The following is a 22,070-nucleotide window of genomic DNA, read 5'->3' on the forward strand; positions in this document are numbered from 1 at the left end:
CCACTTCCATGCGGGTTCGGTGCGTTCACTTCATGAGCGCGACGTTGCGCCAGAGATTGGCGAGGCTTTCGGTTCCGCCGAACAGGGTGGTGAAGTTGGTGGAGTCGATCATGACGATGTCGCCCGCGCGGTGGTCGGTGGGCGGCAACCAGATCAGGGTGTTGAATTCGGTGTTGCCTTCGGCGGTGAAGGGGTGGGGTCGGTCGAGGTCGATGGGTTGACGGGCGAGCAGCCGCACGGAATCGCTCGCGGGCGCGGTGAGGTGATAGTGCGGGAGGTGGGGGTGGAAGTTGAACGTGGTGACGTCGTCGAGCAGGTGCAGGGCGTCGAGGTCGCGGAATGTGGTAAGTGGCGCAATGGATTTCGTGTCTTCGACGACGGCGGGACGAAGTCCGTACATGTTGCGCACCGGAACGTCGAGGGCTTCCATCAGTGAGCGGGTGTAGGCGCTGAACCGTTGTTGGCGCGGCACCAGCGGGTCGCCGTGGTGCTCGTATTCGACTTGGCGTTGCCCGAGGTCGTCGGTGCAGCCGACGTCGTGGTGTGGCGCAAGGATCAGACAGGTGCCTTCGCGGCGCAACCACTGCTCGATGGCCGCGATCTCGTCGGGCTTGGCCGCCGCCTGACCGAGTACGTGGTCGAGACCGAAGACCATGAGGGTGTCGGTGTCGGCGAGGACGCGTTCGTCGATGGGCAGCTCGAACCCGGCTTGATCGATGCGCTGGAAGACCGCGACGGGATGGCCGGTGGCCTCTTGGGCGAGCTCCTGGAAGGCGAGCGTGGAGCGGTGGAACAGCTCCAACGTTCCCGCGATGCCCTGCAGGAAGTGGGCGGCGTCGTACTCGGGTGTCTCGTAGGCGGGCCAAGTCGCCTGGCGCACTTCGGTCATGGTGGAGAAGCGGTTGTCCAGCGCGGCGGGGTCGCGCTGGGCTTCCCAGGGATAGCTCCAGGTCCAATAGATGCTCAGGCGGCGTCTGCCGGGAGTGTAGAGGCGTGGCAGCTGGGATTGGTTGTAGGTGCGCGCCGCGGTCATGGTGCTACCTCGCTGTCGGTTCGGGTACAGAGGTAACGCAGGGCGCGAAGACCCGGCAGGAAGAAGTACGCGCCACCTCTGAGAGTCGTGAACGCCGGTAATCCCTTGATGGTTCGGCGGATCGGGCGTTTGGGAATCTTGTATTCCAGGGTGCCGTCTTGATTGCCGATGATCGGGTCCCGCTCGTTGCCGAGTTCGCGGAAGGTCTTGTCGTTGACCCAGACGTTCTGGGCGAACTCGAACTGGCGCACCAAGCTCGCGCACAGCACGAAGGCCGCGATTCCGCGCTCGGCGCCGTCGTCGGAAACGCCGTCCGGTAGGTGCGGTCCGTAGGTGGCGCCGCGGCGGATAAGGCGCCTGCGTCGCACGTTCACCGCGGTGTCGCGCGGATTCATTCTGCGGATGTGCGAACCCAGTGGCGCCGCATAGCCATAGGGGTCCGTCCGTTTGTAGTCGAAGTCGTTGTTGCGCTTCATATCGGCCCCGAGTTCGGGATCGTCCTTCTCGGGGGCGAGCACCAAAGGAGCGCCGCTGCGCCAGCGCCCCATCAGTTTCGCGGCGAGCAATTCTTGTTCCTCGGGGGTCTCGGCGTGCTCGGCCAAGAAGTCGCGGAATCGCCCGACGTGTTCCTCGAGGCGCCGGTAGGCCAGGTAGCTGCCGTTGCGCGACAACACCTCCGGCCGCGGCAGTTCCACCGGGGGACCGTCTTCGTCGGGATATCCCAGGATGAACTCCCCGGCTTTGATCGGTGCGCCCGAGCCGGGCGTCGGCTGCTCGCCCGAGCCCTCGATCACCGGCTGCGACAACCGATCGCGGTAGCCGAAATGGTCGTGCGCGTACTCCAACGGCGGGACCGCCCCGACGTCCAGCGACGACAGCACCGTCACTCCGGCGCAGTCGGCGACCAGTCGATCGTGCGCCCGCACCCAGCGATCCCGTTCGGCGTCGTCGACGGCGAAGAGGATCGCGATCGCGTGCAGGTCGTCGCCCGCCAACCCGCCGACCCAGTGGTCGGGGTGCGCGAGCCCGGTGTCACCGAGGATGCCCGCCCGCGCCGCCATGCCTTGCCGGAACTCCTCGGGAAACGTCGCCAGCGACTGCTCCGGCACGCCGAGTGCGCGCAGCCCGGTCCAGGTGAACGCGAGTGTCACCCAGCGGCGCTCGGTGGCTACGGAGCGCCGCGCGGCGGCCGCCGAGGCCACCTGGTCGACCATCGCCGACAACCACGCCCGCCCACCGTCACCACTGGCGAAGGACAGGAACTCGTAGCGTCCGGCCAGCGCGGGGACGCGGGTGAGCACCAGGTGCTGGATATCGTCGAGTTCGAGCATCACCGAACCTCGCGGTGCTACTGCATTTGGTCGAGCATGCCGGAGAACGCTGCCTTGACGCGCAGTGCCTTCTTGATCTCGTCCGCGGTCACGTACGGGTACTCGCCGTACTCCAGGAAGCTCGGGAATTGATGCTCGCGGAAGAACTTCACGACCGCTTCGGTATTGGTCTTCCAGTCCTCGGGAAACCCCTCGAGGTTCACGAACACGGTCGTGATACCCGTCGACAGGAACAAGGCGATGGCGTCCTCGACGTACCTGTCGAAGTCGGTGTCGAAGATCCCTTGGTACTGGAAACACAAGCCGTCGCCGATGTCGAACAGCACCCACCGCAGGTAGTGCAGCCGCAGCGGCGCCAGAACGGTGGGGTCTTCTTGGACCGTGGCCGCGAGCTGTTTGCCGTACTCCCGGATCGCGGTCTCCCGCCCGGGTTTGACCTTCGCGATGATCGAGAAGCCGTAATTGGCCGGTGTGCGTGGGAATATCGGCCCGTACCTGCCCTGCTCGAGATCGAAATAGCCTTCCTTCGGGATGGCCATCGCCGCAGGCTTGGACCAATCCCCGTCACCTGTGGTCATATCCGCCTCCGTCTCCAGCGATGTGGGCGGGAAGAAGCAGACCGCTCTCCAGCGGCACGCTTGCGAAGAAGTGGTCCGCACAACGGCCGATCCGACCGCCCCGCGGCGGTATTCACACGGCGATTCTACCGTCATGATCATCTGCGATCGTGCTCTTTGCCGGTACCCGCACTCCGCACGCGGTCATCCCGGCCAATGGCTCCTACTCACGTTCCATTTGCTCGGCAATTTCGTCGAACGCTGGCGCCGACGTCGTTGTGCGCCTATTTTCGAACCACACTCGTGAGCTGTCGACGACGCACGGACAACCGCAAAGAAAACAGGAGTTCGTTTTCGCCCGGAAGGCCGACCGGCGGTCCAATTCGCTCCGCGGTCGGATTCCACGGCTGGCAACGATACGGAAGAGATCCGCCCGAGGAGGTTCACAGCATGGATTCGTTCTGGGATTACGTGTGGTACACGATCCTCGTGTTCGCCTTCGTGGCGTACCTGATCGTGCTGTTCCAAATTCTCGTGGATCTGTTCCGCGACCACACAACCTCCGGCATCGCCAAGGCCGTGTGGGTGATCGCCCTGATCTTCTTGCCGTACCTGTCGGCGCTCGTGTACCTGATCGTCCGCGGGCGGGGCATGGCGCTGCGCGCGCAACAGGCGCAGGCCGAGGCGAAGCAAGCCACCGATCAGTACATCCGGCAAGTCGCGGGTAAGTCGCCCGCCGAGAGCATCGCCGACGCCAAGGCCCTCCGCGACTCCGGTGTCATCACCGACGCGGAATTCGAACAGCTGAAAGCTCAGGCCCTTGGCGGTACCGTTTCGGCACCCAATACGCCGACCGGTCGGTGACCGCGGGGTTCAGCCCGCGATCCAGGGCCGCAGTTTCTCCGGATTCCGGATCGCCCAGATGCGAGTGATCCGGCCGTCGGCGATGTCGAAGGCATAGACCGACACGATGGTGCCGTCGAGCTGCGCGACCAAGCCTGGCTGACCGTTCACCGTGCGCTCCAGCAGGGTTACCGCTGGGCCGTTGGCGGCGATCTCCATCCAGGCGTGGGCGATCCGCTCGCCGCCGATGATCGGTTCGCGGAAGGCCTGTGCCCGGCCGCCGCTGTCGGCCGTCGCGGTCGCCCGCGGATCGAGCAGGCCGATCAGCGCCTCGATGTCGCGTGTCTCCCAAGCTCGTTTGAAATCCCTGACCACATCGGCGCGCTGGGCCACCGACGGACCCTGCGATGTCCGGATGCGGCGGCGGGCGGAGGAGGCGAGCTGACGGCACGCCGCGGGGGTGCGCCCGACGATCTCGGCGACCTCGGCGAAGGAATAGCGGAACACGTCGTGCAGGACGAACGCCACCCGCTCGGCGGGCGTCATGGAATCCAGCACGACGAGAAACGCCATGCTGATCGACTCGTCGAGAGTGACCCGGTCGGCGGGATCGGCGGGGGCGGGACCGTCGAGCCATTCGGACCGCCCTGGCACCGGCTCCGGAATCCATTCGCCCACGTACTGTTCCCGCCTGGCACGTGCCGAGCCGAGCAGATCCAGGCAGATCCGGCTGGCGACCGTGGTCAACCACGCACCGGGCGAGGCCACCTCCCGCCGCTGCCGCTCGGACAGCGCGTACCAGCGCGCGTAGGTCTCCTGCACCACATCCTCGGCCTCGGCCAGCGAGCCGAGCAGCCGGTAGGCGACATTGATCAGCTGACGGCGTTCGCTGATCACCGCGGACAGGTGCGGGTCGGTCATGGTCGACTCCTTCGGTTGTCCCCCTCACCGAAACCGACGAATCAGCGACCGGAAATGTGAGGACCAGTCTCGAGGGGCGAGAGGGCCTGACATTCCGGACGGCTGTTCCGTCGAAAGGTCGTGACACCGTCAGCAAAGCAGGAGTTCGGAAAATGATGAGAATCGGCATCGTTCTCGGCAGTACCCGGCCCAACCGCAAAGGCCCGCAGGTCGCGCAGTGGGTCCTGGACACGGCATCGCAGCGCGGCGACGCCGAGTTCGAACTGATCGATCTGCGCGACCATCCGCTACCGCATCTCGACGAGCCCGCGCCGCCGATGTTCGGCCCGTCCGTCCATGAAGCCACCCGCGCCTGGGCCGAGCGGATCGCCCCGTTCGACGGCTTCGTGCTGGTGACACCGGAATACAACGGCGGCGTGCCCGGGGTGCTGAAGAACGCCATCGACCACCTGTGCGCGGAATGGGCCGACAAGGCGGTCGGCTTCGTCTCCTACGGCGTGAGCGGCGGCGCCCGCGCCGTGGTGCAGCTGCGGACGGTCTGCGGCACGCTGGGCATGGCCGACGTGAGCTATCAGGTCGCGATCTCGGTGCTCACCGATTTCGAGAACCACACGACCTTCACTCCGCGCGACCACCACGTCGCCGCCCTGCACAAGACGCTGGATCAGGTCGTCGCCTGGAGCGCCGCGCTCGCGCCGCTGCGGACAGGCGCCGCAACCGCTCTCGTCGATTCGTAAGGAACCGATCATGCCGACAGCCAACGACTTCCGGTCACGCGCCGCCGAAGCCGAGATTCGCAGGCAAATCGACAAGGTGGTCGAAGGACTGCGAGCCAAGGATCTCGAGGCCATGAAGCAGCTCTACACGACCGACGTCGTGTCCTTCGATGTCGAGCCGCCACTCCAGCATGTCGGGATCGCGGCGAAACTCGAGAACTGGGCGAGAGTGTTCTCGCTCTTCGAGACCGTGAGCTACGAGGTTCGCGACCTGACGTTCACCGTGGGCGATGACGTGGCATTCGGGCACGCGTTCGCTCGTCTCAGCGGCACGCTGAACAACGGGGCGGCAACGAGCGGGATGTGGGTCCGGGTCACCTACGGCATGCGAAAGATCGACGGCGCCTGGCTGATCGCGCACGACCAGGTCTCGGTGCCGCTCGACATCGCCACCGGCAAAGGCGTTGTCGACCTCGAGCCGTGAGGGGGCGCGAAAACGTTGCCGGAGTGCCTCGGTTGCAATTTCATAGGGTGCTGAAATACCTTTCGTGCAGGTGCTGAATTCGTGCAGGCGCTGAAAGCGGCACCAGCGGGCAAGCATGTGAGTTCACGGCATGGGCAAGAGGGGGACGGAGACATGGGACAAGCGGGAAGGGGTCCGCGGGGGGAACGTGGCGCGCAGGCGGACCGCATCCTGACGGCAGCCCGCAAGTCCTTCGCCGAGCGGGGCTACAACGGAACCTCGTTGCGGTCGGTGGCCCAGGCCGCCGATGTGGATCCCACCCTCGTGAACTACTACTTCTCCAATAAGGCGGGACTGCTGAAGGCGGCGCTGGAGCCGCCGGCCGCCTTCGGCGAGCGCATCGCCGAGGCAGCCGAGGTCCCGCTGGAGGAGCGCGGGCGAGCCTTCGTGGAGGCGGCGCTGCGCATGTGGGACGACCCGGCCACCGCGGAGGTCCTGCGCTCGATCATCCTCGCGGCAAGTCATGAGCCCTTCGCGATGGAGCGGCTCCGCTCCGTCTTCTCCGCGGTCGTTCTGCGGATCGTGTCGGCGAGCCTCGCCCGCGACGAGGCCGAGGTGCGCGCGAATCTGGTCTCCACGCAGATCGTGGGCCTTGCGATGACACGGTACGTCTGGGCGATCGAGCCCCTCGCCGACATTCCCTCGGAGCAGGTCGTCCGCTTGATCGCGCCGACCGTGCAGCACTATCTCACGGGCGCCCTTGGCGGGGACATCTCGGAGAACGCCTGACCGCGAGCGACTGCCCGGGGCCGCCGATCTCCAGCACAGGACCGCTGGTCGGCGGCACTTGAATCACTGTGCGCTCGCCTGCACCCGCGGCAGCGAGCCTTCGGACGAGCGCTCGGCAGGCAGCGGTCGACCAGGCAGCACTCGGGTCTGCCAATTTTCACGATATGCGGAAATTAACCTTGCCCGCGTCGAGCTGACGTGCGTACGGTGGGGGCAGTTAATTTCTGTACACGTGGAAATGAGAGCATTATGGCTCGATTCAAGGCCGCTGGAGTAGAGCCCGGGCAGCGTCGGCTCAACGGGCCGCAGACCACAGGTCGCCAATACCGCAACCTGTCCCCGGCCGGCCACAGGACGACCCGCGAGGACAACGTCCCCGTCCCGGTGCGCGACGGGACGCAACTCCTCACCGACATTCACCGGCCCGACGCGGCGGGCAGGTTTCCCGCCCTGATCGCGGCCGCCCCATACCCCCGCCAGCTCCAGGACCTTGGCGCCCCCGCGGCCATCATCGAGGCCGGCATCAGCGATTTCTGGGTGCCGCGCGGATACGCCCATGTCATCGCCAACCTTCGGGGGACGGTCGGCTCCGGCGGCGTCTACACCTTCTTCGACGAGCAGGAGCGCAAGGACCTGTTCGACTTGGTCGAGTGGGTCGCCGACCAGCCGTGGTGCGACGGCAACGTAGGCATGATCGGCATCAGCTACTACGCCATGAGCCAGCTGGAGGCAGCCACCCAGCGTCCTCCCCACTTGAAGGCCCTGTTCCCCTTCAACGTCACCGTCCAGGCATGGGAAGCCGCGTACCACAACGGCATACTGAGCGAGGCCTTCATTGCCCCGTGGATCCGTGCGCTGGGCGTCCTGTCCGCCCACGGCGACCGCCTCTATCGCAACCCGCTGTCTCGCCTTCTGCGTCGATTACTCGCCATCCCCGCCATCCATCGGCGGTTCAGCAAGAGCGATGCCGTCCAAGTACACCGCCGCCTGGAGCAGGTCAGCCGCTTCCGCCACGACGCACACCCATGGAACGCTCTGCTCGAGGCAGTGACCATCGATCACCCCACCCGCGATGCGTGGTGGGACGAGCGTGACCTGACCGCACAGCTCGCCGATGTCGACATACCCGTCTACCTCGGCGGCGAGTGGTCCAACGTCCCCCTCCATCTGCCCGGCCTCTTCGAAGCCTGGGATGCTCTCGCCCACAACCGGCACGTCCGCATGGCCATGCTCGGGAACTACGGTCTGCCTTGGCCGTGGGAAAGCATGCACGTCGAGGCCCTCGCCTGGTTCGACCACTGGCTGAAGGGACGCGACACCGGCATTCTCGAAGGCCCCGCCATCCGCTATTGGCTGCCCGGGGCCGAAGAGTGGCGCACCGCCGACTCTTGGCCTCCACCGGCCACGCACACCTCGCTGGCCCTCAACGCCGACGGCTCCCTTACGCCCGGCGAGCGCCCCGGCGAGCGCAGCTACGCGACCGACGGCGCGAACGCCATGCCCGCACAGCTGAATTGGATCAGCGACCCTCTTCCCGGCGACATCGACATGGTCGGCCACCCAGAACTACAGCTCACCGCCACCAGCAGCGCGACCGACACGGCATGGATCCTGCTCCTGCAAGACGTCGGTCCGGACGGCGTGGCCACCGACATCACCCAGGGCTGGCTGCGCGGCAGCATGCGCCACATCGACGAGGACGCGAGCGAGACCGGCAGGCCCGTCCTCCCGGCGCGGACGCGTATCCCTATTCCTCCGGGCGAGCCGGTCGACTACCGCATTCCGCTGGTCGCCAATGCCCGCCGGTTCCAGCGCGGGCATCGCATCCGGCTGACCCTCACCAGCGACGACAATCGCGAGGACTTCCAGCCCATGCTGCTGTTCCGTCACGCCACCGTCGGCATAGCGGGCGTCAACACGGTGCACTCCAGCTCACGCCTGCTCCTTCCGATCCTCAACGGCGAATGAACGGGATGCCCTCCGCCCGTGTCGTCCGAAAGCAATGCGATGCAATGCCATGTCACAGTTCGATTCCCGGGTTGGCCGCCGATGCACTACCGAGCCGACCCCGTAGCAGCGCACACTTTCGCGAAGGCGATGTACGCAATGGGAGTTGCAACAATCCAAATCGACCAGGATATGCGTGAAGCATTGCAGCCCATGCCTTATCAGCGGCTCTGGCAATGAGAAGGTCGGTCGAATGTCAGGAAATATTCGGGTGGTCGTGGCCGAAAGTGCTTTCACGACCACCCGTGTGCGCTTTTGTGTCCGAAGGGGGACTTGAACCCCCACGCCCGATAAAGGGCACTAGCACCTCAAGCTAGCGCGTCTGCCATTCCGCCACCCGGACCGGTGTGTTCTGTTGTGTCCGTGGCGACTTGGCGTCGCCAGCGGATCATGATCATAAACGGGTAGCGGGGGAGATCACCAAATCGCCAGGTCAGGCGGGAACTTGCACCCGGCCGGCGCCGATTCGCGCGATGCGGTCGCGCCCCCATGCGCCGAGCGGTTCGAGGGCACGATTCAGGGCCCTGCCGAGATCGGTGAGCTCGTACTCAACGCGCGGCGGGACCTCAGGAAAGATCTCGCGGGTGACGATGCCGTCCTCCTCGAGCTCGCGCAGCTGCTGGATGAGCATCTTCTCGGAGACGCCGGGCAGGCCGCGGCGCAGTTCGCCGAACCGGCGCACCCCGTTCTCCTCGAGCTCCCAGAGGATCAGCGCCTTCCACTTGCCGCCGATCACGTCCATAGCCGCGTCGATGCCGCAGAAATATGGTCCTGATCTCTTCGCGCCCAATGCCGTACCTCGCTAGCTGCTCACACACATGTTGGTAAGTACCCGACCGAATAGTAGGTACTTGTCGACCCAACGCCACTCGAGCACTGTTGATTCCAGCGCGCTGACCACAACGTTCCAACCCAAAGGAGTTGACCCGCGATGGCGGAGAACAAGCAGAACCCGGTGACGGTCCTCGGACTCGGCGCGATGGGCCAGGCCCTCGCGGCCGCCTTCCTGAAGACCGGACGGTCCACCGTCGTCTGGAACCGGACCCCCGGAAAGGACGCCGACCTGGTCGCGGCCGGAGCGGTCGGCGCGGCCACCGTGGACGAGGCGGTGCACGCGGGCGAGGTGATCGTGGTCGTCCTGCTCGACCACGCCTCGGTGCACGCCGCCCTCGACCCGGTCGCCGAGCGACTGTCTGGCAAGCAGGTGATCAACCTGACAAGCACCGCGCCCGAGGAAGCCCGCGAACTCGGCCGATGGGCCGAGCAGCACGGCATCGACTACCTCGACGGCGGCATCATGGCGGTGCCGCCGATGATCGGGCAGCCGGGCGCGTCCATCCTGTACAGCGGATCGCGCAAGGTCTTCGACGACAACCGCGAGTTGCTCGAATCCGCCGCCGCCGCAGACTATTTCGGCGAGGACGCGGGTCTCGCGTCCACCTGGGACTTCGCCCTGCTGTCGAGCATGTACGGGATGTTCGCCGGCTTCCTGCACGGCGCGGCGCTCGCGCGCTCCGCGGGCGCCTCGGTCAGCGCGTTCGCCGAGCGGGCGACCGCCTGGGTGACGGCGATGGCCCAGCTCATCCCGGAGTACGGCCGGATCATCGACGGCGGCGACTACACCACCGACGTCCAGCACCTGAACTTCCACAAGGCCGCGATGGACGCCATCGTGCGCGCCAGCCGCGACGCAGGCGTCGCGCTCGATGTGATCGGTCCGATCAAGAACCTCATCGACCGTCAGGTCGCCGACGGCCACGGCGCCCTCGCCTTCGAGCGCACCTTCGAAGAGCTGCGCTGACCCGCCCCATCCGCCCCCGAACCACCCGGTGACCAGCGATTCGTACCGCGATTTGGCCCCAGCCGCCACATCCGATAACCTTGCTGAGCACCACCGGTCCGGGTGGCGGAATGGCAGACGCGCTAGCTTGAGGTGCTAGTGCCCTTTATCGGGCGTGGGGGTTCAAGTCCCCCTCCGGACACCAGTGCTAAACCCAAGGTCGGCCCCGACAGCAGCGAGCTGCTGTCGGGGCCGATACCGTATGTCGAGGTGGAGGGCCTGATAGAGGTCCGCTTTGTCGGATCGCGCTCCCGCGGCGATAACGGCCGGGATGTCGCCGAGGGAATCGATCAGCTTGCGGATCTCGGTCTCGGTCAGACGGGGGATGGTGGGCAGGTTGTGTAGCTCTGTTTGTGCTGCTGCCTTCTCGGCTTGGGCGGTGTTCATCGCGGTGACGAGGACCTGGGGGTCGACTCCTGCTTCGATGGCGGCGAGGTGGCGTTCGAGTTTGGCTTCGGCGTCGGCGATACGGCGTCGCAGCAGTGCGCGGTGTGTGTCGTGGTCGTTGGCGTCTTGGGCCGTGAGCAGGCTGGCGATGGTGTGGTCGCGATGGGTCCGATGGAACAGGGTGGCCAGCCAGCGGTCGATCGGTGCGACGAGGTGGTCCTCGCGCACGTTGACCGAGGGTGGGTGCTCGGCCAGGACGGGGCTGGCGGGGACCAGGGTTTTGGGGCGCGGCAGCGGTAGTAGACGATTCCGCTGACCGCTTCGGGCTGCATCTTGCGGCCGCACGCATCGCAGCGCAGCAGCCCCCGCAGCAGATATTCGCGTGGCGAGGGTCTCCTCGTGCGTTCCAGGCGGCCGCGGGCGCCGATGCCTGTGCCGGCGCGTTGTCTGCGGACGAGTTGGGCTTGGGTGAAGGTTTCGACCGTGACGATGGCGGGGTGTGCGGGCTTCTTGGATCGGATGATGCGGTGGTTGGGGGAGCGACGTAGGCGGGTGATGTGGCCTGCGGCGACGTCGTCGGGATCGAGGAGTTCTTCGTGTTTGTTCCAGCGGCCGAAGATGGCGTAGCCGGTGTAGCGGGGGTTTTGCAGGATGGCGGAGACGGTGCTGGCTTGCCAGCCGTCTTGGGATCGGTGCCGGTTCTGCTCGGGCCGGTGTGCGGACGGGCAGGGGATGCCCTCGCGGTTGAGTTCGTGGGCGATGGCCTTGTCGCCTCGGCCGGCGATGTAGTCGCGGAAGATTCGTTGGACCACAGGCGCGGTGGCCACGTCGAGTGACAGGATTCGCAGCCGGGACCCGTCGGAGGCCCGGTTCGGGTTCGGGTGTGGTGGACCGTCGACAACCATGTACCCATACGGTGCTCGGCCACCTTGATGGCGGCCTTCGTTGAGGACTTGGGCATCCATGCTGGCTCCGGTGCGCTGTTGCACGCGTTGGCGTTCGGACTCGCTGAGGCCGCCGAGCATGCTCATCATGATCGAGTGGGTCACGTTGCGAGGGTCGACGCGGCCGCCGAGCTCGGGCACCCAGACTTCGACCTTGTGCGCTTGGATGCGGGGCGCTACGAGGCTGAACTGGTTGCCGAACCAGCAGCGTGTCCCCTCACCGACCACGATCGCCGACCAGCCGCGCGTATGGCTCTTCAGATCTGCCAGCAGGCGCGCGGCCTCGGGACGACGATGCCATGGCACCGAGCGCGACTGGCCAACGTCGAAGTAGTCCTCGACGATCGAGTCCTCGGCGACGAACTTCTCGGCGTTGCCCCGCTGCCACCGATACGAGGTTTCGGGATCTTGGTTGTCCTCCCAATGCTCAACATCAACCCCAGGATGCTCACTCGTTTGGCCGAGATCGAAGAAGACCTGGTCGCACAGCGGGCGCACGCCGAACAGAAATCCTGGCTCGGCGAGATCGAAGGGATCGACCTGACGTTGTCCTTCCTGCGGCAGCAGCGCACAGAGACAGAGCGATTGGCGCGGCTTGCGCCGGCCGGGCCGGTGATGGTCACACTGGCACCGCCGCCGCGCACCGGATAGAACACATTCACGCCCTTGCGGGACAGCCCAAATTGGTTGTCCCGCAAGGCGACACATCAACCCAGCGGGGCCATCCACGGGACCGCGTTGCTCGCGAAGCTCTGCTTGACCGGCACCAGGTCGGAATGGTCATCGAGCGCCGTGATCGTGACTCCCACCAAGCCTGCTTCATCGCCCTTGGACGCAACCGACGACCCACACGCCGGACAGAATCCCCGACCGATCCCCGGGAACGTCTCGAACCAGATCGGTTCCCCGCCTGGGCCCGTCCAAGCGAAACCTTCCTCGGGAAAGGACACCCACGACATCACTGGGCCGCCTGAAAGCCGCTGACAGTGCTCGCACGAGCACAGGTGAGGGAAATCCGGGTCACCGGTCGCGGAGAACCGGATATTGCCGCAGAGACAGCCGCCGTTCACGTCGCTCCTTCTTGTTGGGCACCATGCCGTTTCATTCGAGGCCGCGCGATCTGGTCGCCGATAACGCCGCTGCTCGGCACATCCTTCGCCGTCGCGACACCGCGCGGGCACGGGCAACTCTGTCACACACCCGACGGCGAGTCCGCTCGCATGGTGCAGAGAAGCGGCAACATCCGATGTGAGGCTTCGGGCGAGCTGACTTTCCCTCACCTTTGTTTTGTCCCCCCTGCCAGAAATTGTCCGGCGGAGCTATTCTGCGCGGTGTCGACGTCTCCGCTGGAAACGGGATCGCTCAGCAGCCGCCTTCCCATCGTTACGAGCCGGCGCCCGGCGACTGTTCGCAACTTATTGCGGTGAGCCGGTGCTCGATTGTCCCCGGATAGCATTGCCGCACAGTATCGCGCGAATCCGGCCCCGACCGGCGTCGTGGCTCGGCGAAGTACATCGCTGCGCTTCGACGTCGTCACCTGTGTCTTTCCGGCCGATCGAGCGCAAGACATGATGGAGGTCTACGGGAACCTCACCGAGCAGCTTCACGCGCGGTGGGGCGTCCTGCGCTATGTGCCCTGGCCGGAGTCGCCGTTGTCGACACGTCGGCGCCGCGCCTTTCGCAACTCGGGGTCCAGGCGTTCACGCATGAAGGGGTCGGCCCCTGGGCCCGCTAAGAAGGTGAGGTTGACGGTCGAGAGCGGGCGTCCGCTGCGCTGGTCCATGAGGCTGGGCACGATCTCGTCCCCGGTGTCCCGATCGGTCAGGACAACACTCGGCGCGTCCGTTCCCGCGTGTTTGCGGCCCCAGGCGTACAAGGCGACGATGACCGGGGAGAGGTCTCGGCCCTTGTCGGTGATGAGGTACTCGTAGCGGGGCGGGGATTGGCTGTAGCGCCTGCGTTCGAGCAGCCCGGATTCGACCAGTGCGCGCAATCGCCTGGTCAGCATGTTCGGGGCGATGCCGAGGTTGTGTTCGAACTCGTCGAATCTGGTGAACCCGTCCAGCGCGTCGCGCACGATCAGCAACGTCCACCAGTCGCCGACATACTCCAGAGCGCCCGCTATCGGGCACCCCATCGCTTGGAAACTCGTTCGTCGCACCCGCTGATCCTTTCACGCCCCTAGTAACTTGCATAATAGTAGTCACTAGTTCTAGCGTTGGCGCCGCGGCCGGATCTCGAGCCGCCACATCTCACCCCTGGTGAACGATCGAAAGGCGCACCTGTGACTTCCTCTACCGACAGCCCCTCAACCACCCTGGTCATCGGCGCGGGCGGGCGACACGGTGGCACCGGTTCACATGTCGTGCGGCGTCTGCGCGAACACCATCACACGGTGCGGGTGCTGGTACGCACCGATGACGAACGCGCACAACACCTTCGCGCTCTCGGCGCGCAGATCGTCGTGGGCGATCTGCTGGATCACCGGACGTTGGGCGCGGCCGTGCAGGACGTCGACACCGTGTATTTCACCTACCCAATCGCTCCCGGCATCGTGCAGGCCGCGGCCGATCTGGCCTCCGCGATCCGGCACGCCGCGACCACGCCGCGACTGGTGGTGATGTCCATGGGGGTCTCGGCCTCCGACAGCCCCAGTGGACTGGGACGCGCGCAATGGGCCGCTGAGGAGGTGCTGTCCTGGGCAGGACTGGAACCGACGATCTTGCGGATCCGGGCGCTGTTCTACGAGAACATCGTGCTGCTGCACGCCGGATCCATCCGCCGGACCGGTGGCTTCGCCAACAGTTTCGGCGATGCCGCGGTGCCGTGGATCAGCGGTCTCGACGCCGCCGATCTCGCCGTGGCCGCCCTGACCGACCCGGCCCGATACCCTCGCGGCGCCACGCTCTACCCGCTGGGGGCGGCCGTGCACAGCCACGCCGAAATCGCAGCTCTCATCGGCGCCGAAACAGGAGCGCCGGTCCGATACACCCACATCCCCGCCGGGCAATGGCAGAGCGAACTGGAAGACCTCGCACACAGCGGCGCCGAATCATCCGTCAACCTCGCGATGGCACAGCATATTTCGACCATCGGTGCGGGATTCTCCCGGCTGCCCTCGGCCCCGCCGACCGATGCCGCCGCGCTCACCGAGGCCCTCGGCCGCACGCCGCAGACGTTCACCGAGTTCCTCCGCGAGCACCGCCACCACTTCGTCGCGACCCCCGGCCGTTGATCCATCGGACACGGAAACTGTTCAGGCATATGCACCCTTAGTCCGGAGAAAGGAGTTCCAGATCCGCGCCGACTGCGGGATATCGATGCGGACCCACAACGGGTCCTCGCTGTAGGGCACTGGTGGTCTCCTCGTCCGCTACGCCGAGCGGCCGTGGTTGGCGGCACGGTCGAGTTCGGCGCGCAGGCCACACAGCGTCGCGTGCAACAGTTCGAGGTCAACGCTGGTTGGGATCGCCAGGACTTCCGTTTCGCTCAACAGCATGTCGGTGATAGTTGGGTCCTCGCGCTGGCGGGCGGGAGAGTCTGTTTCGGTGGCGGTGTCCATTTTGGTGCTCCTGATGAGTGGTAGACGAACTGCCGGTGCACGGAAGCGCGCGGCAGTGCGTTCTGGCGTCAGGCGAGTTGGGCGGCGCGCAGGATGAGCTCGATCTGGGGTCTGATGCCGGAGATCGTTGCCTGGATGCCGTTGTCGTGTTGCACGGTCATGCCGACGACCACGGTGAACAGGAACGACACCGCCAGGTCGACATCGAGCTTCGGCTCGGATGGATCGAAAGTGACTGTGGCGGAGAGTAGTTCGGTGATCGCGTCGCCGATAAGGGTGAGGCATGACGGGCGCACCTTCCAGAAAACGAAAGAACGCCAGACCGGAGCTGACGCTCCGACCTGGCGTTCACGGGGACGGGAAAGGCAAAGCAACTACGGCGCAGGACGAGACATCGCAGGCAGGCCGAGGTTTAGGCCGCCACAGGCACTGCGGTCGCCACCGCGAGCGCGGCGTCCTCGAGGGCGAGGAGCCGATCCTCGGCGTGCCCGTACCAGCGGGCTTCGAACCCCTTGCGCGCCTTGGGGGCCACCACATCCGGGGCTGAGACGAAGAACTCCTCCAACCGCGGATAGCTCGTCGACGGCGTGGTCAACCAGACACGGACGTGCTCGCCGTCGACCTGCGGGCTGACCCGCAGTTCGGTGGCGAGGCGATGCAGCAGCGCCGTGGTGTGGGCGCGATCGCCGCGGGCGATGACCTCGACCGCGCGCCACGCGCGGGCGGGAACGCTGTAGCAGCGCCGCACCCGATACGCCGCCCACCGGCAGCGGTCCAACTCCGCGGCGGCCAAGGCCAGAACCTGGTGTGCGCCATCGCGGCGCAACCGATCGGTCAGCGACTTGCCCGGCCCGAACAGCCCCGAGTTGCGGTTGAGGGCGAGCGCGACGTACTCATCGACCAGATGCTTGAACGCCTCGGCCGGGGCGGCTTGGAAGCGGGCCAGCTGCTCGGGCCAGCTCGGCCGGGACACGAAACAGCATTGGCGGCAACATGAGGTTCCCCCGCTTTCTCTGAGGGCTCTGACTGTGGTCCGAGACCGGAAGGAGTCATTCGTGGCAGCACCGAAGAAGTACCCCGACGAGTTGAAGACCCGGGCCGTGCGGCTGTATCGGGAGTCCGATCCCAAGCCGACGATCCGGAAGCTGGCCGCTCAGCTCGGGGTGCATCACGAGGCATTGCGGCTGTGGATCCGCCAAGCCGAGGCCGACGCCGGCGAACGTGACGACAAACCGACTACCGACATGCTGGCCGAGAACCGCGCGTTGAAGAAACGGGTCGCGGAGTTGGAGCGGGTCAACGACATATTGCGTTCTGCGAGTGCGTATTTCGCCTCGGAGCTCGGCCCGACCCGGCGGGGATCATGCGGTTCATCGAACAGAACAGCCAGCACCCGGTCGAGCTCCTTCCACGGGTCTTGGGCATCGCATCCTCGACCTACTACGAGTGGCGAAAACGCGCGCAACAGCCAGCAGACCGCAAGGTTGAAGACGAGAAACTGCTGGGCGAGATCGTCGATATCCACACCAGTTCCGGCGGCACCTACGGGTCACCGAGAGTGCATGCGATGTTGCGGCGCAAAGGGATTCGGGTCGGCCGCAAACGGGTGGAACGGTTGATGCGCGCCGCGCAGTTGCAGGGCGCTTTCCTGCGTAAGAAGTGGCGGCTCGGTTCGACGCGGCAGGATCCGCGGGCCAGGCCCGCACCGGATCTGGTCGAACGCAACTTCACCGCCGCCGAACCGAACCGGTTGTGGGTGGCCGATGCCACCCGCGTCCCGTGCGGTCAGGGCGCGTTCTGGCTGGCTGCGGTGCGTGATGCGTTCTCCAACCGGATCGTCGGGTGGAAGACCTCCGACCGCTGCGACACCGAGTTGGTGCTCAGTGCGATGGAATACGCGGTCTGGAGTCGGGAAATCCGTGACGGCCAGCTGATTCACCACAGCGACCGCGGGTCGACCTACACCGCTATCCGGTTCGCTAATCGGTTGGCAGACAACGGAATCGCTCAATCGATGGGTTCGGTCGGCGACAGCTACGACAATGCCCTGATGGAGAACTTCTTCTCCACCCTCAAGACCGAACTGGTCTACCGGAGAACCTGGCGCACCCGCGACGAGGCCGAGAACGCGCTGTTCGCCTACATCGATGGCTGGTACAACACACAGCGCATTCAGAAGAAGCTGGGCTGGCGATCACCGGATGAGTTCGAAGCTGGTTACCATCAACGGGTTCCGGCTGGAACCAGATAATCCGCTCTCCGGATTAGCGGGGGAACCTCAACACGATTTCGGCCACCACACCCCGAACAACCCGAACAGATACCCCTGACACCGCTCCCTGGACCACCCCGCGGTGTGCAGCGGGTAGATCGGCTGACGGCGCCCACCGAGTGTGATCGAGGAATCACCGTTGATACGCCGGATTTCTTCGGCGTTGTAGCCGACCGCATGCACATACGGCTGATCACCCAAATGCGTTGCCCGCCAGACATCCAGCGGCACGCCCTTGGCCTTCGCCGAACTTAACTGCACTAAGCAAGGCGACACGCCGGCTCGAACGTGCCGGCTTCCTCGATCCTGCGGGACCTCACACCTGGCGACGCGCCATAATGCCGATGACAGGTTGCTCGACCCCGCGGTTCGGTCGAGAGCACAGGGCCAACCGGTCGGCCCTGGGCCCCGCCCCTAACACACCCTCTTGTTGATGCTCCGCGGCGACCACGAGCGTGCAACGATCGGAGCGCTCAACTCGTGTGCCTGGTCCGATCCTTCTGGAGGTAATGTGCGCGTGCTCCGAGCTGTACTGGTTGTCGCTCTCGTGGGGCTTGTCGGTGTGGGTGGCGGGGAGTTGTTCTGGGCCGGTCGGGCTGCGGCGAATGTTGACGCCGATGTTCGGCCGGTGAGGGCGCCGCGACCGAGCGGGCGCGTCGAGCAAGTGACCGACACGACGTTCGCTGAGTCGGTGCTCCGTGAGGAAGGGCCGTGCGCCGTTCTGTTCTACACCGCAGGGAATCGGGACAGTCAGCGTTTCCAGCGGGTGTACGGGAACGTCGCCAAGCAGTACGGCAACGAAGTGAAGTTCACGGAACTCGATATCGAGCAGAATCCGCGGACCGCACAGAGGTATAGGGTGACTGCGGTCCCGACGACCATAGTGTTCGACCACGGGGAAGCGGTCGAGACGATTCACGGCGTGGTCAGCGAAGACGACCTCGTCGCGCGGCTCGCGGAAGTTCTATGATCGCACCGGTCCGCAGTCGCCAGAGCGGATGCTCATGTACCCGCTCATGCCGCGAGGCGCGCGTTGGTCGACCGTCCAAAATGGCTGCCCGGCAGGGCCTTCCAACGCGCGCACATGCGGAATATCGTTCATCGTCAGGACCGCAGATATTGAGTTGCTGTACGACCGGTTGGACCGCCACTATCGCCCGCATGGATGTCGAACTGCTTCCAGCTCTCGCGCCGGGTGTGCGCCCTCCGCAGCGAATCGAATTGGAGGACCTACTGATACGCCGCTGGCAACCGGAGGATCTGACGCTGCGGTTCGAGGCGAATCGCGGGCGCGCTCAAACAGCTCGTCGACGCTGGAATCCTCTTCCCGGATCGCTCGCTCGAGGAATCGGTGCGCCAGAACTACGGCCTACCGGCGAAGGATGCGACCCCGACCGCCTCGGCACGACGCACACGCGCTCGCATCGACGCCGACGGCGCGCTGACCCTGTGGTGACTGTCCGTTCCACGTCAAAGTGGCAGCCCTCACTGCCGTCGACCGACAGCCGAGCTTCGCACGATGGCGTTGGGTGCAGCATCAAAAACGGCGTGCAGGCCAGCCGGACTTTGCCGACTCAAACCAGGTGTGGCCAGTCGCACGTCTGCGATTCGGGGTCGAAGCGCAGACCTGCTGGACAGTCAGTCACGTAGGTGACCCCATTGGAACACGTGATGTATTTGGTGTTGTCTTCCGGATGGGGATACTTGCCGTTCTCCTTGTTGGTGCAGTCGAATACCTCGGATGCGTGCATAGCGGTGTCCCTCCTGCGCGAGAGCCGGTGATGCGATCTGTATCAACATCCGTTGAGTCTCCAACGGCGAGGTTAACCCGCGGCGATACCGTTCGGCGGCGGAATGACCTATCAACATCCATCTCTGAACTGGCGTCACTTGTGCGCCAACTATCTCCGGACTTGGCCACTCACTCGTCGACTACATCTGACCTCGGCAACTAAACCCGAACAAACCAGTGATCGACCATCCTCATCCGAACGAAATCTGTTGACGCCGAGGGAGTTTACGCGTGAGCAAGACTGAGCGGCGCATGATAGCCGCGGCAAGCTCGGCCGCAGGATCTTCCGTGGACCGAAATGCACGGTAATGCCGCAACCCGCGCGTTGGTCGGCAGTCCAAACTGTTTGGGCCACAGTGCTTCCCGACGCGCGGTAATGCCGATGAGCGCGTCGGGGGTGCGGGCAGTTCGAGGACATGCTGGTGCAGCGCGCCGACCCGGCCCGGCCTGGTGGGGATGCCGAGGGCCTTGATCAGGGCTCCGAGAGTTTCGGGATGGATCGGCTGGCCAGCGCGTCGGCCCGGGAACAGCCATCGGGATTCGCGGCATGGCGCGCGCGGCGGCCGACGTGAGCTAGGGATTTGCCGGGATCAGCCCGGGGATGCCTCCGGTCAACTATCCTGTTCAGCAGAGCGTTTTCCGGCTAGACCGCATCCGAGCGGGGGCCGGCGGGCCTTACGCGCGGCCGAGCGAAGGGGACAAGCCATGTCCGATCTCACACCTGATCAGGAAGACCCCGAGCCCGAAGTCACCTCTGCTGATGGCAGTGATGCCGACTCCTTGTCGGGCGAGCATCGGTTGACTCTTGGTATCACGGTTGATGGCCGGGTGACCGCCAGGCCGTATGGCAACCTGCCCGAGCAGCACTTGGTCATAGTCGACCAAGCCGACGGATCGAAGGGCATCCGCAACATGTTCTCCAACATGGCCCTCGGAATGACCGCGGCCGGTGTGACTGCCCGGCGCTACGACGGACTGGCGGACCAAAGCTTCACCATCACCACCGAACACACCAGAAAGAAGAAAGTCCGCTGTAAGTACGACAGAAACATCGTGCTCGCCACGCCGAGCAGCAACAACGTCCTGGCCAGGCCCGAACAGTACACAACAGCCGAGGCATTCGACGTGGTCACCCAACCCCACTACAACTCCACCGGCATCCGCAACGCCTACTTCTAACGGCTTACGCTCTGCTTCTTCCACGGACGCCACCCCGGCCGCTGAAGAGTAGGGGCGAACCCGCGGCGCCGTGCCAGGCGCACCACTGACTGTCACGCTGGTCTCGCACCAGTACCGAAGTAGCCTCATCCGAAGGAGACAGGTCGATGCCACTCATCACAGGGATGGACCCCAGGGAAGCCAAGATGTGGGGCGGTACTCGGATCACCGTGTACGGGTCGGGTTTCACCGGTGCCGGCCCGCTGTACCTCAAAGACCTCAACGGCAAGAGATTCGACGTCGTGGACTACACGGTGGACAGCGACAGCCAGATAACTCTGGTCAGTCCGGCGACGGGGCAAACCGGAATTCACGATCTCTACGTCGTCGTCAATGCCAAGGTGGCCACGAATCCGCTGGTGGACCAGATGGTCTGGGACGGAGACCGCTTGTCGAGTACCGGAACGACTGGGGGCACCATAGTGAAGGCGCAAAACAACGCCAACCGGCTCACCATGGTGGACTACGCCGATTGGTGAACCAGACGGTCTGGACGGAGACCGCTTGTCGGGTACGGGAGTTTTTCGAGGCTCATCCGGAAGAAAAGTCGCGCTGAGCAGATGGGCGGGATCCTGTTGCTGAACTTGCGATTTCATGTCGATGTGATTGATTCGGGAGTGCCCAGGTAGGGGTGGTTTGGTCGACCGTCACCATGCCGTCATCCCTAGTTACTATGCATAACTGGAGTGTGGTGTGGGCTAGGCTGCTGTCCGCTCGAAGGATCTGTCCCAGCGCCTACCCCTACCGAAGGGCTCGAGGTTATGGTTCGTGGAACATTTTTTGCTTCGACTGTGGCGTTGACCGGCGCCCTGATGCTCGCTGCGGCCGGGCCCGCCGCCGCTGATACGAGGCTGTCGGTCGGGCCGGCACGCATAGCGACACCCGGTGATCCGGCGTCGCCACTGAATGTCGAGATCACCTACGCCTGTGATCCCGGTCAGGCGAATCGCCTGGAGGTCAAGGCCGAGAACGGCAACCTCGACGGCGAGGTGCGTCGGGGATGGGCGGACGTAGTCTGTGACGGCGAACCCGGCACGACAACGGTCTCAGTGGAGTCGTTTGCGCGAGTCGGCGACGCCGTGGATGGCGGCCTTTTTCTAGAGGATGCCTACCGGGAAGGCCAAAAGATCGAGCTCACCGTAGAACTCATCAAATTTGCGCCTGGCCAAAACGAAGTGGTCGACTCCGTCATGAGGTACGCAATCGTCCAGTAGTCCTCCGGGATCCCGGAGCGAATTTGACGTGGTCTTCCTGTCCGGCAGAGCCCGGTCCGGGCCACTACCGCAGATAGTTTCCGGAGTTGACCCACCGCCGGCCCGGACAACCGCCTGGTAACTGCATAGCGTGACTTTCTCGTGGATGTTCCCGGACCCCCTATTTGCGCTGGTTGACCGC

At 65.2% G+C, this 22,070-nt stretch carries 27 protein-coding genes, 2 tRNA genes and 1 pseudogene; 15 read left to right on the top strand and 15 right to left on the bottom strand.

Annotated features, from left to right (window positions below):
• Window positions 1-25: 25 nt before the first annotated feature.
• From CRP45_RS03870 to CRP45_RS03880, 3 genes are read right to left on the bottom strand one after another with little or no spacing between them, the layout of a single operon-like run.
• Window positions 26-1,033 (bottom strand): hypothetical protein, encoded by a 1,008-nt coding sequence (locus CRP45_RS03870; protein WP_097243797.1) that lies wholly within the window; start codon window positions 1,031-1,033, stop codon window positions 26-28.
• The gene (locus CRP45_RS03875; RefSeq protein ID WP_097243798.1) at window positions 1,030-2,364 is read right to left on the bottom strand and encodes a Dyp-type peroxidase; all 1,335 of its coding nucleotides are present in this window, start codon (window positions 2,362-2,364) and stop codon (window positions 1,030-1,032) included. The genes CRP45_RS03870 and CRP45_RS03875 overlap by 4 nt, the downstream gene beginning before the upstream one ends.
• A gap of 17 nt (window positions 2,365-2,381) precedes the next feature.
• Window positions 2,382-2,942, bottom strand: coding sequence for a hypothetical protein (locus CRP45_RS03880; protein ID WP_097243799.1), 561 nt, complete (start codon window positions 2,940-2,942; stop codon window positions 2,382-2,384).
• A 429-nt stretch (window positions 2,943-3,371) separates the two neighbouring features.
• On the opposite strand from CRP45_RS03880, the gene CRP45_RS03885 reads away from it, so the two are divergent.
• Window positions 3,372-3,785, top strand: a complete 414-nt coding sequence (locus CRP45_RS03885) for an SHOCT domain-containing protein (protein WP_097243800.1) — start codon at window positions 3,372-3,374, stop codon at window positions 3,783-3,785.
• A 9-nt stretch (window positions 3,786-3,794) separates the two neighbouring features.
• Here CRP45_RS03885 and sigJ read toward each other — a convergent pair whose 3' ends face one another.
• Window positions 3,795-4,685, bottom strand: a complete 891-nt coding sequence (gene sigJ / locus CRP45_RS03890) for an RNA polymerase sigma factor SigJ (protein WP_097243801.1) — start codon at window positions 4,683-4,685, stop codon at window positions 3,795-3,797.
• Between the two features lie 152 nt (window positions 4,686-4,837).
• Between sigJ and CRP45_RS03895 the strand changes: the two genes are divergently transcribed.
• The 4 genes from CRP45_RS03895 to CRP45_RS03910 all read left to right on the top strand — a co-directional run bounded on the left by CRP45_RS03895 (window position 4,838) and on the right by CRP45_RS03910 (window position 8,621).
• On the top strand, window positions 4,838-5,422 hold the full coding sequence (locus CRP45_RS03895; RefSeq protein WP_097243802.1) for an NADPH-dependent FMN reductase: 585 nt from the start codon (window positions 4,838-4,840) through the stop codon (window positions 5,420-5,422).
• A gap of 10 nt (window positions 5,423-5,432) precedes the next feature.
• Window positions 5,433-5,885: a YybH family protein gene (locus CRP45_RS03900; protein ID WP_097243803.1), complete on the top strand. Its 453-nt coding sequence runs from the start codon at window positions 5,433-5,435 to the stop codon at window positions 5,883-5,885.
• 153 nt (window positions 5,886-6,038) lie between these two features.
• A complete protein-coding gene (locus tag CRP45_RS03905) occupies window positions 6,039-6,653 on the top strand; it encodes a TetR/AcrR family transcriptional regulator (protein WP_097243804.1) in 615 nt (204 codons plus the stop codon).
• A gap of 249 nt (window positions 6,654-6,902) precedes the next feature.
• On the top strand, window positions 6,903-8,621 hold the full coding sequence (locus tag CRP45_RS03910) for a CocE/NonD family hydrolase (protein ID WP_097243805.1): 1,719 nt from the start codon (window positions 6,903-6,905) through the stop codon (window positions 8,619-8,621).
• A gap of 297 nt (window positions 8,622-8,918) precedes the next feature.
• On the opposite strand, the gene CRP45_RS03915 is transcribed toward CRP45_RS03910, so the two are convergent.
• Both CRP45_RS03915 and CRP45_RS03920 read right to left on the bottom strand, forming a co-directional pair.
• Window positions 8,919-9,003: transfer RNA gene (locus CRP45_RS03915), tRNA-Leu, on the bottom strand.
• A 90-nt stretch (window positions 9,004-9,093) separates the two neighbouring features.
• Window positions 9,094-9,402 (bottom strand): winged helix-turn-helix transcriptional regulator, encoded by a 309-nt coding sequence (locus CRP45_RS03920; RefSeq protein ID WP_179830745.1) that lies wholly within the window; start codon window positions 9,400-9,402, stop codon window positions 9,094-9,096.
• 189 nt (window positions 9,403-9,591) lie between these two features.
• Here CRP45_RS03920 and CRP45_RS03925 point away from each other — a divergent pair, with 189 nt between their 5' ends.
• Both CRP45_RS03925 and CRP45_RS03930 read left to right on the top strand, forming a co-directional pair.
• Window positions 9,592-10,461 (top strand): NAD(P)-dependent oxidoreductase, encoded by an 870-nt coding sequence (locus CRP45_RS03925; protein WP_097243807.1) that lies wholly within the window; start codon window positions 9,592-9,594, stop codon window positions 10,459-10,461.
• A 96-nt stretch (window positions 10,462-10,557) separates the two neighbouring features.
• A tRNA-Leu gene (locus CRP45_RS03930) sits at window positions 10,558-10,645 on the top strand.
• On the opposite strand, the gene CRP45_RS34175 is transcribed toward CRP45_RS03930, so the two are convergent.
• Entirely contained in the window at window positions 10,624-10,887 is a 264-nt protein-coding gene (locus tag CRP45_RS34175; RefSeq protein WP_097243808.1) for a hypothetical protein, read from the bottom strand. The two genes, CRP45_RS03930 and CRP45_RS34175, sit on opposite strands and share 22 nt — an antisense overlap.
• Window positions 10,884-12,329: a recombinase family protein gene (locus CRP45_RS33645; RefSeq protein ID WP_179830746.1), complete on the bottom strand. Its 1,446-nt coding sequence runs from the start codon at window positions 12,327-12,329 to the stop codon at window positions 10,884-10,886. Before CRP45_RS33645 ends, CRP45_RS34175 begins: the two co-directional genes overlap by 4 nt.
• On the opposite strand from CRP45_RS33645, the gene CRP45_RS03955 reads away from it, so the two are divergent.
• A complete protein-coding gene (locus CRP45_RS03955) occupies window positions 12,288-12,482 on the top strand; it encodes a hypothetical protein (protein WP_218841070.1) in 195 nt (64 codons plus the stop codon). The genes CRP45_RS33645 and CRP45_RS03955 overlap by 42 nt on opposite strands.
• Before the next feature lie 56 nt (window positions 12,483-12,538).
• On the opposite strand, the gene CRP45_RS35055 is transcribed toward CRP45_RS03955, so the two are convergent.
• Both CRP45_RS35055 and CRP45_RS03965 read right to left on the bottom strand, forming a co-directional pair.
• Entirely contained in the window at window positions 12,539-13,111 is a 573-nt protein-coding gene (locus CRP45_RS35055; protein ID WP_084483260.1) for a GFA family protein, read from the bottom strand.
• Between the two features lie 347 nt (window positions 13,112-13,458).
• Entirely contained in the window at window positions 13,459-13,992 is a 534-nt protein-coding gene (locus tag CRP45_RS03965; RefSeq protein WP_097243811.1) for a winged helix-turn-helix transcriptional regulator, read from the bottom strand.
• Between the two features lie 123 nt (window positions 13,993-14,115).
• Here CRP45_RS03965 and CRP45_RS03970 point away from each other — a divergent pair, with 123 nt between their 5' ends.
• A complete protein-coding gene (locus CRP45_RS03970; RefSeq protein WP_097243812.1) occupies window positions 14,116-15,066 on the top strand; it encodes an NmrA family NAD(P)-binding protein in 951 nt (316 codons plus the stop codon).
• A gap of 138 nt (window positions 15,067-15,204) precedes the next feature.
• Here the strand turns inward: CRP45_RS03970 and CRP45_RS03975 are convergent, their stop codons facing one another.
• The 3 genes from CRP45_RS03975 to CRP45_RS33125 all read right to left on the bottom strand — a co-directional run bounded on the left by CRP45_RS03975 (window position 15,205) and on the right by CRP45_RS33125 (window position 16,366).
• The gene (locus CRP45_RS03975; RefSeq protein ID WP_097243813.1) at window positions 15,205-15,393 is read right to left on the bottom strand and encodes a hypothetical protein; all 189 of its coding nucleotides are present in this window, start codon (window positions 15,391-15,393) and stop codon (window positions 15,205-15,207) included.
• 68 nt (window positions 15,394-15,461) lie between these two features.
• On the bottom strand, window positions 15,462-15,689 hold the full coding sequence (locus tag CRP45_RS03980) for a hypothetical protein (RefSeq protein ID WP_097243814.1): 228 nt from the start codon (window positions 15,687-15,689) through the stop codon (window positions 15,462-15,464).
• Window positions 15,690-15,805: 116 nt separating this feature from the next.
• Window positions 15,806-16,366: a hypothetical protein gene (locus CRP45_RS33125; protein WP_179830747.1), complete on the bottom strand. Its 561-nt coding sequence runs from the start codon at window positions 16,364-16,366 to the stop codon at window positions 15,806-15,808.
• An 82-nt stretch (window positions 16,367-16,448) separates the two neighbouring features.
• On the opposite strand from CRP45_RS33125, the pseudogene CRP45_RS35200 reads away from it, so the two are divergent.
• Together CRP45_RS35200 and CRP45_RS03990 are read left to right on the top strand one after the other, a co-directional pair.
• Window positions 16,449-16,664: pseudogene (locus CRP45_RS35200) on the top strand (transposase); the annotation flags it as partial.
• A gap of 35 nt (window positions 16,665-16,699) precedes the next feature.
• Window positions 16,700-17,644 carry an IS3 family transposase gene (locus CRP45_RS03990; RefSeq protein WP_281256176.1) on the top strand — a complete coding sequence of 315 codons (945 nt, stop codon included), beginning with the start codon at window positions 16,700-16,702 and terminating at the stop codon, window positions 17,642-17,644.
• A 27-nt stretch (window positions 17,645-17,671) separates the two neighbouring features.
• Here CRP45_RS03990 and CRP45_RS33135 read toward each other — a convergent pair whose 3' ends face one another.
• Entirely contained in the window at window positions 17,672-17,926 is a 255-nt protein-coding gene (locus CRP45_RS33135) for a hypothetical protein (protein ID WP_143861322.1), read from the bottom strand.
• 172 nt (window positions 17,927-18,098) lie between these two features.
• On the opposite strand from CRP45_RS33135, the gene CRP45_RS03995 reads away from it, so the two are divergent.
• Window positions 18,099-18,635, top strand: a complete 537-nt coding sequence (locus CRP45_RS03995) for a thioredoxin family protein (RefSeq protein WP_143861323.1) — start codon at window positions 18,099-18,101, stop codon at window positions 18,633-18,635.
• A gap of 604 nt (window positions 18,636-19,239) precedes the next feature.
• Here CRP45_RS03995 and CRP45_RS35205 read toward each other — a convergent pair.
• Window positions 19,240-19,416 carry a carbohydrate-binding module family 14 protein gene (locus tag CRP45_RS35205; protein WP_097243818.1) on the bottom strand — a complete coding sequence of 59 codons (177 nt, stop codon included), beginning with the start codon at window positions 19,414-19,416 and terminating at the stop codon, window positions 19,240-19,242.
• Between the two features lie 746 nt (window positions 19,417-20,162).
• Here CRP45_RS35205 and CRP45_RS04010 point away from each other — a divergent pair.
• The 3 genes from CRP45_RS04010 to CRP45_RS04020 all read left to right on the top strand — a co-directional run bounded on the left by CRP45_RS04010 (window position 20,163) and on the right by CRP45_RS04020 (window position 21,889).
• On the top strand, window positions 20,163-20,636 hold the full coding sequence (locus CRP45_RS04010; protein ID WP_143861324.1) for a hypothetical protein: 474 nt from the start codon (window positions 20,163-20,165) through the stop codon (window positions 20,634-20,636).
• Between the two features lie 146 nt (window positions 20,637-20,782).
• The gene (locus CRP45_RS04015) at window positions 20,783-21,154 is read left to right on the top strand and encodes an IPT/TIG domain-containing protein (RefSeq protein WP_143861325.1); all 372 of its coding nucleotides are present in this window, start codon (window positions 20,783-20,785) and stop codon (window positions 21,152-21,154) included.
• A 312-nt stretch (window positions 21,155-21,466) separates the two neighbouring features.
• A complete protein-coding gene (locus CRP45_RS04020; protein WP_097243821.1) occupies window positions 21,467-21,889 on the top strand; it encodes a hypothetical protein in 423 nt (140 codons plus the stop codon).
• Window positions 21,890-22,070: the final 181 nt, after the last annotated feature.

This window comes from Nocardia amikacinitolerans, assembly GCF_900215415.1.
GTDB classification, from domain to species: Bacteria; Actinomycetota; Actinomycetes; order Mycobacteriales; family Mycobacteriaceae; genus Nocardia; species Nocardia amikacinitolerans.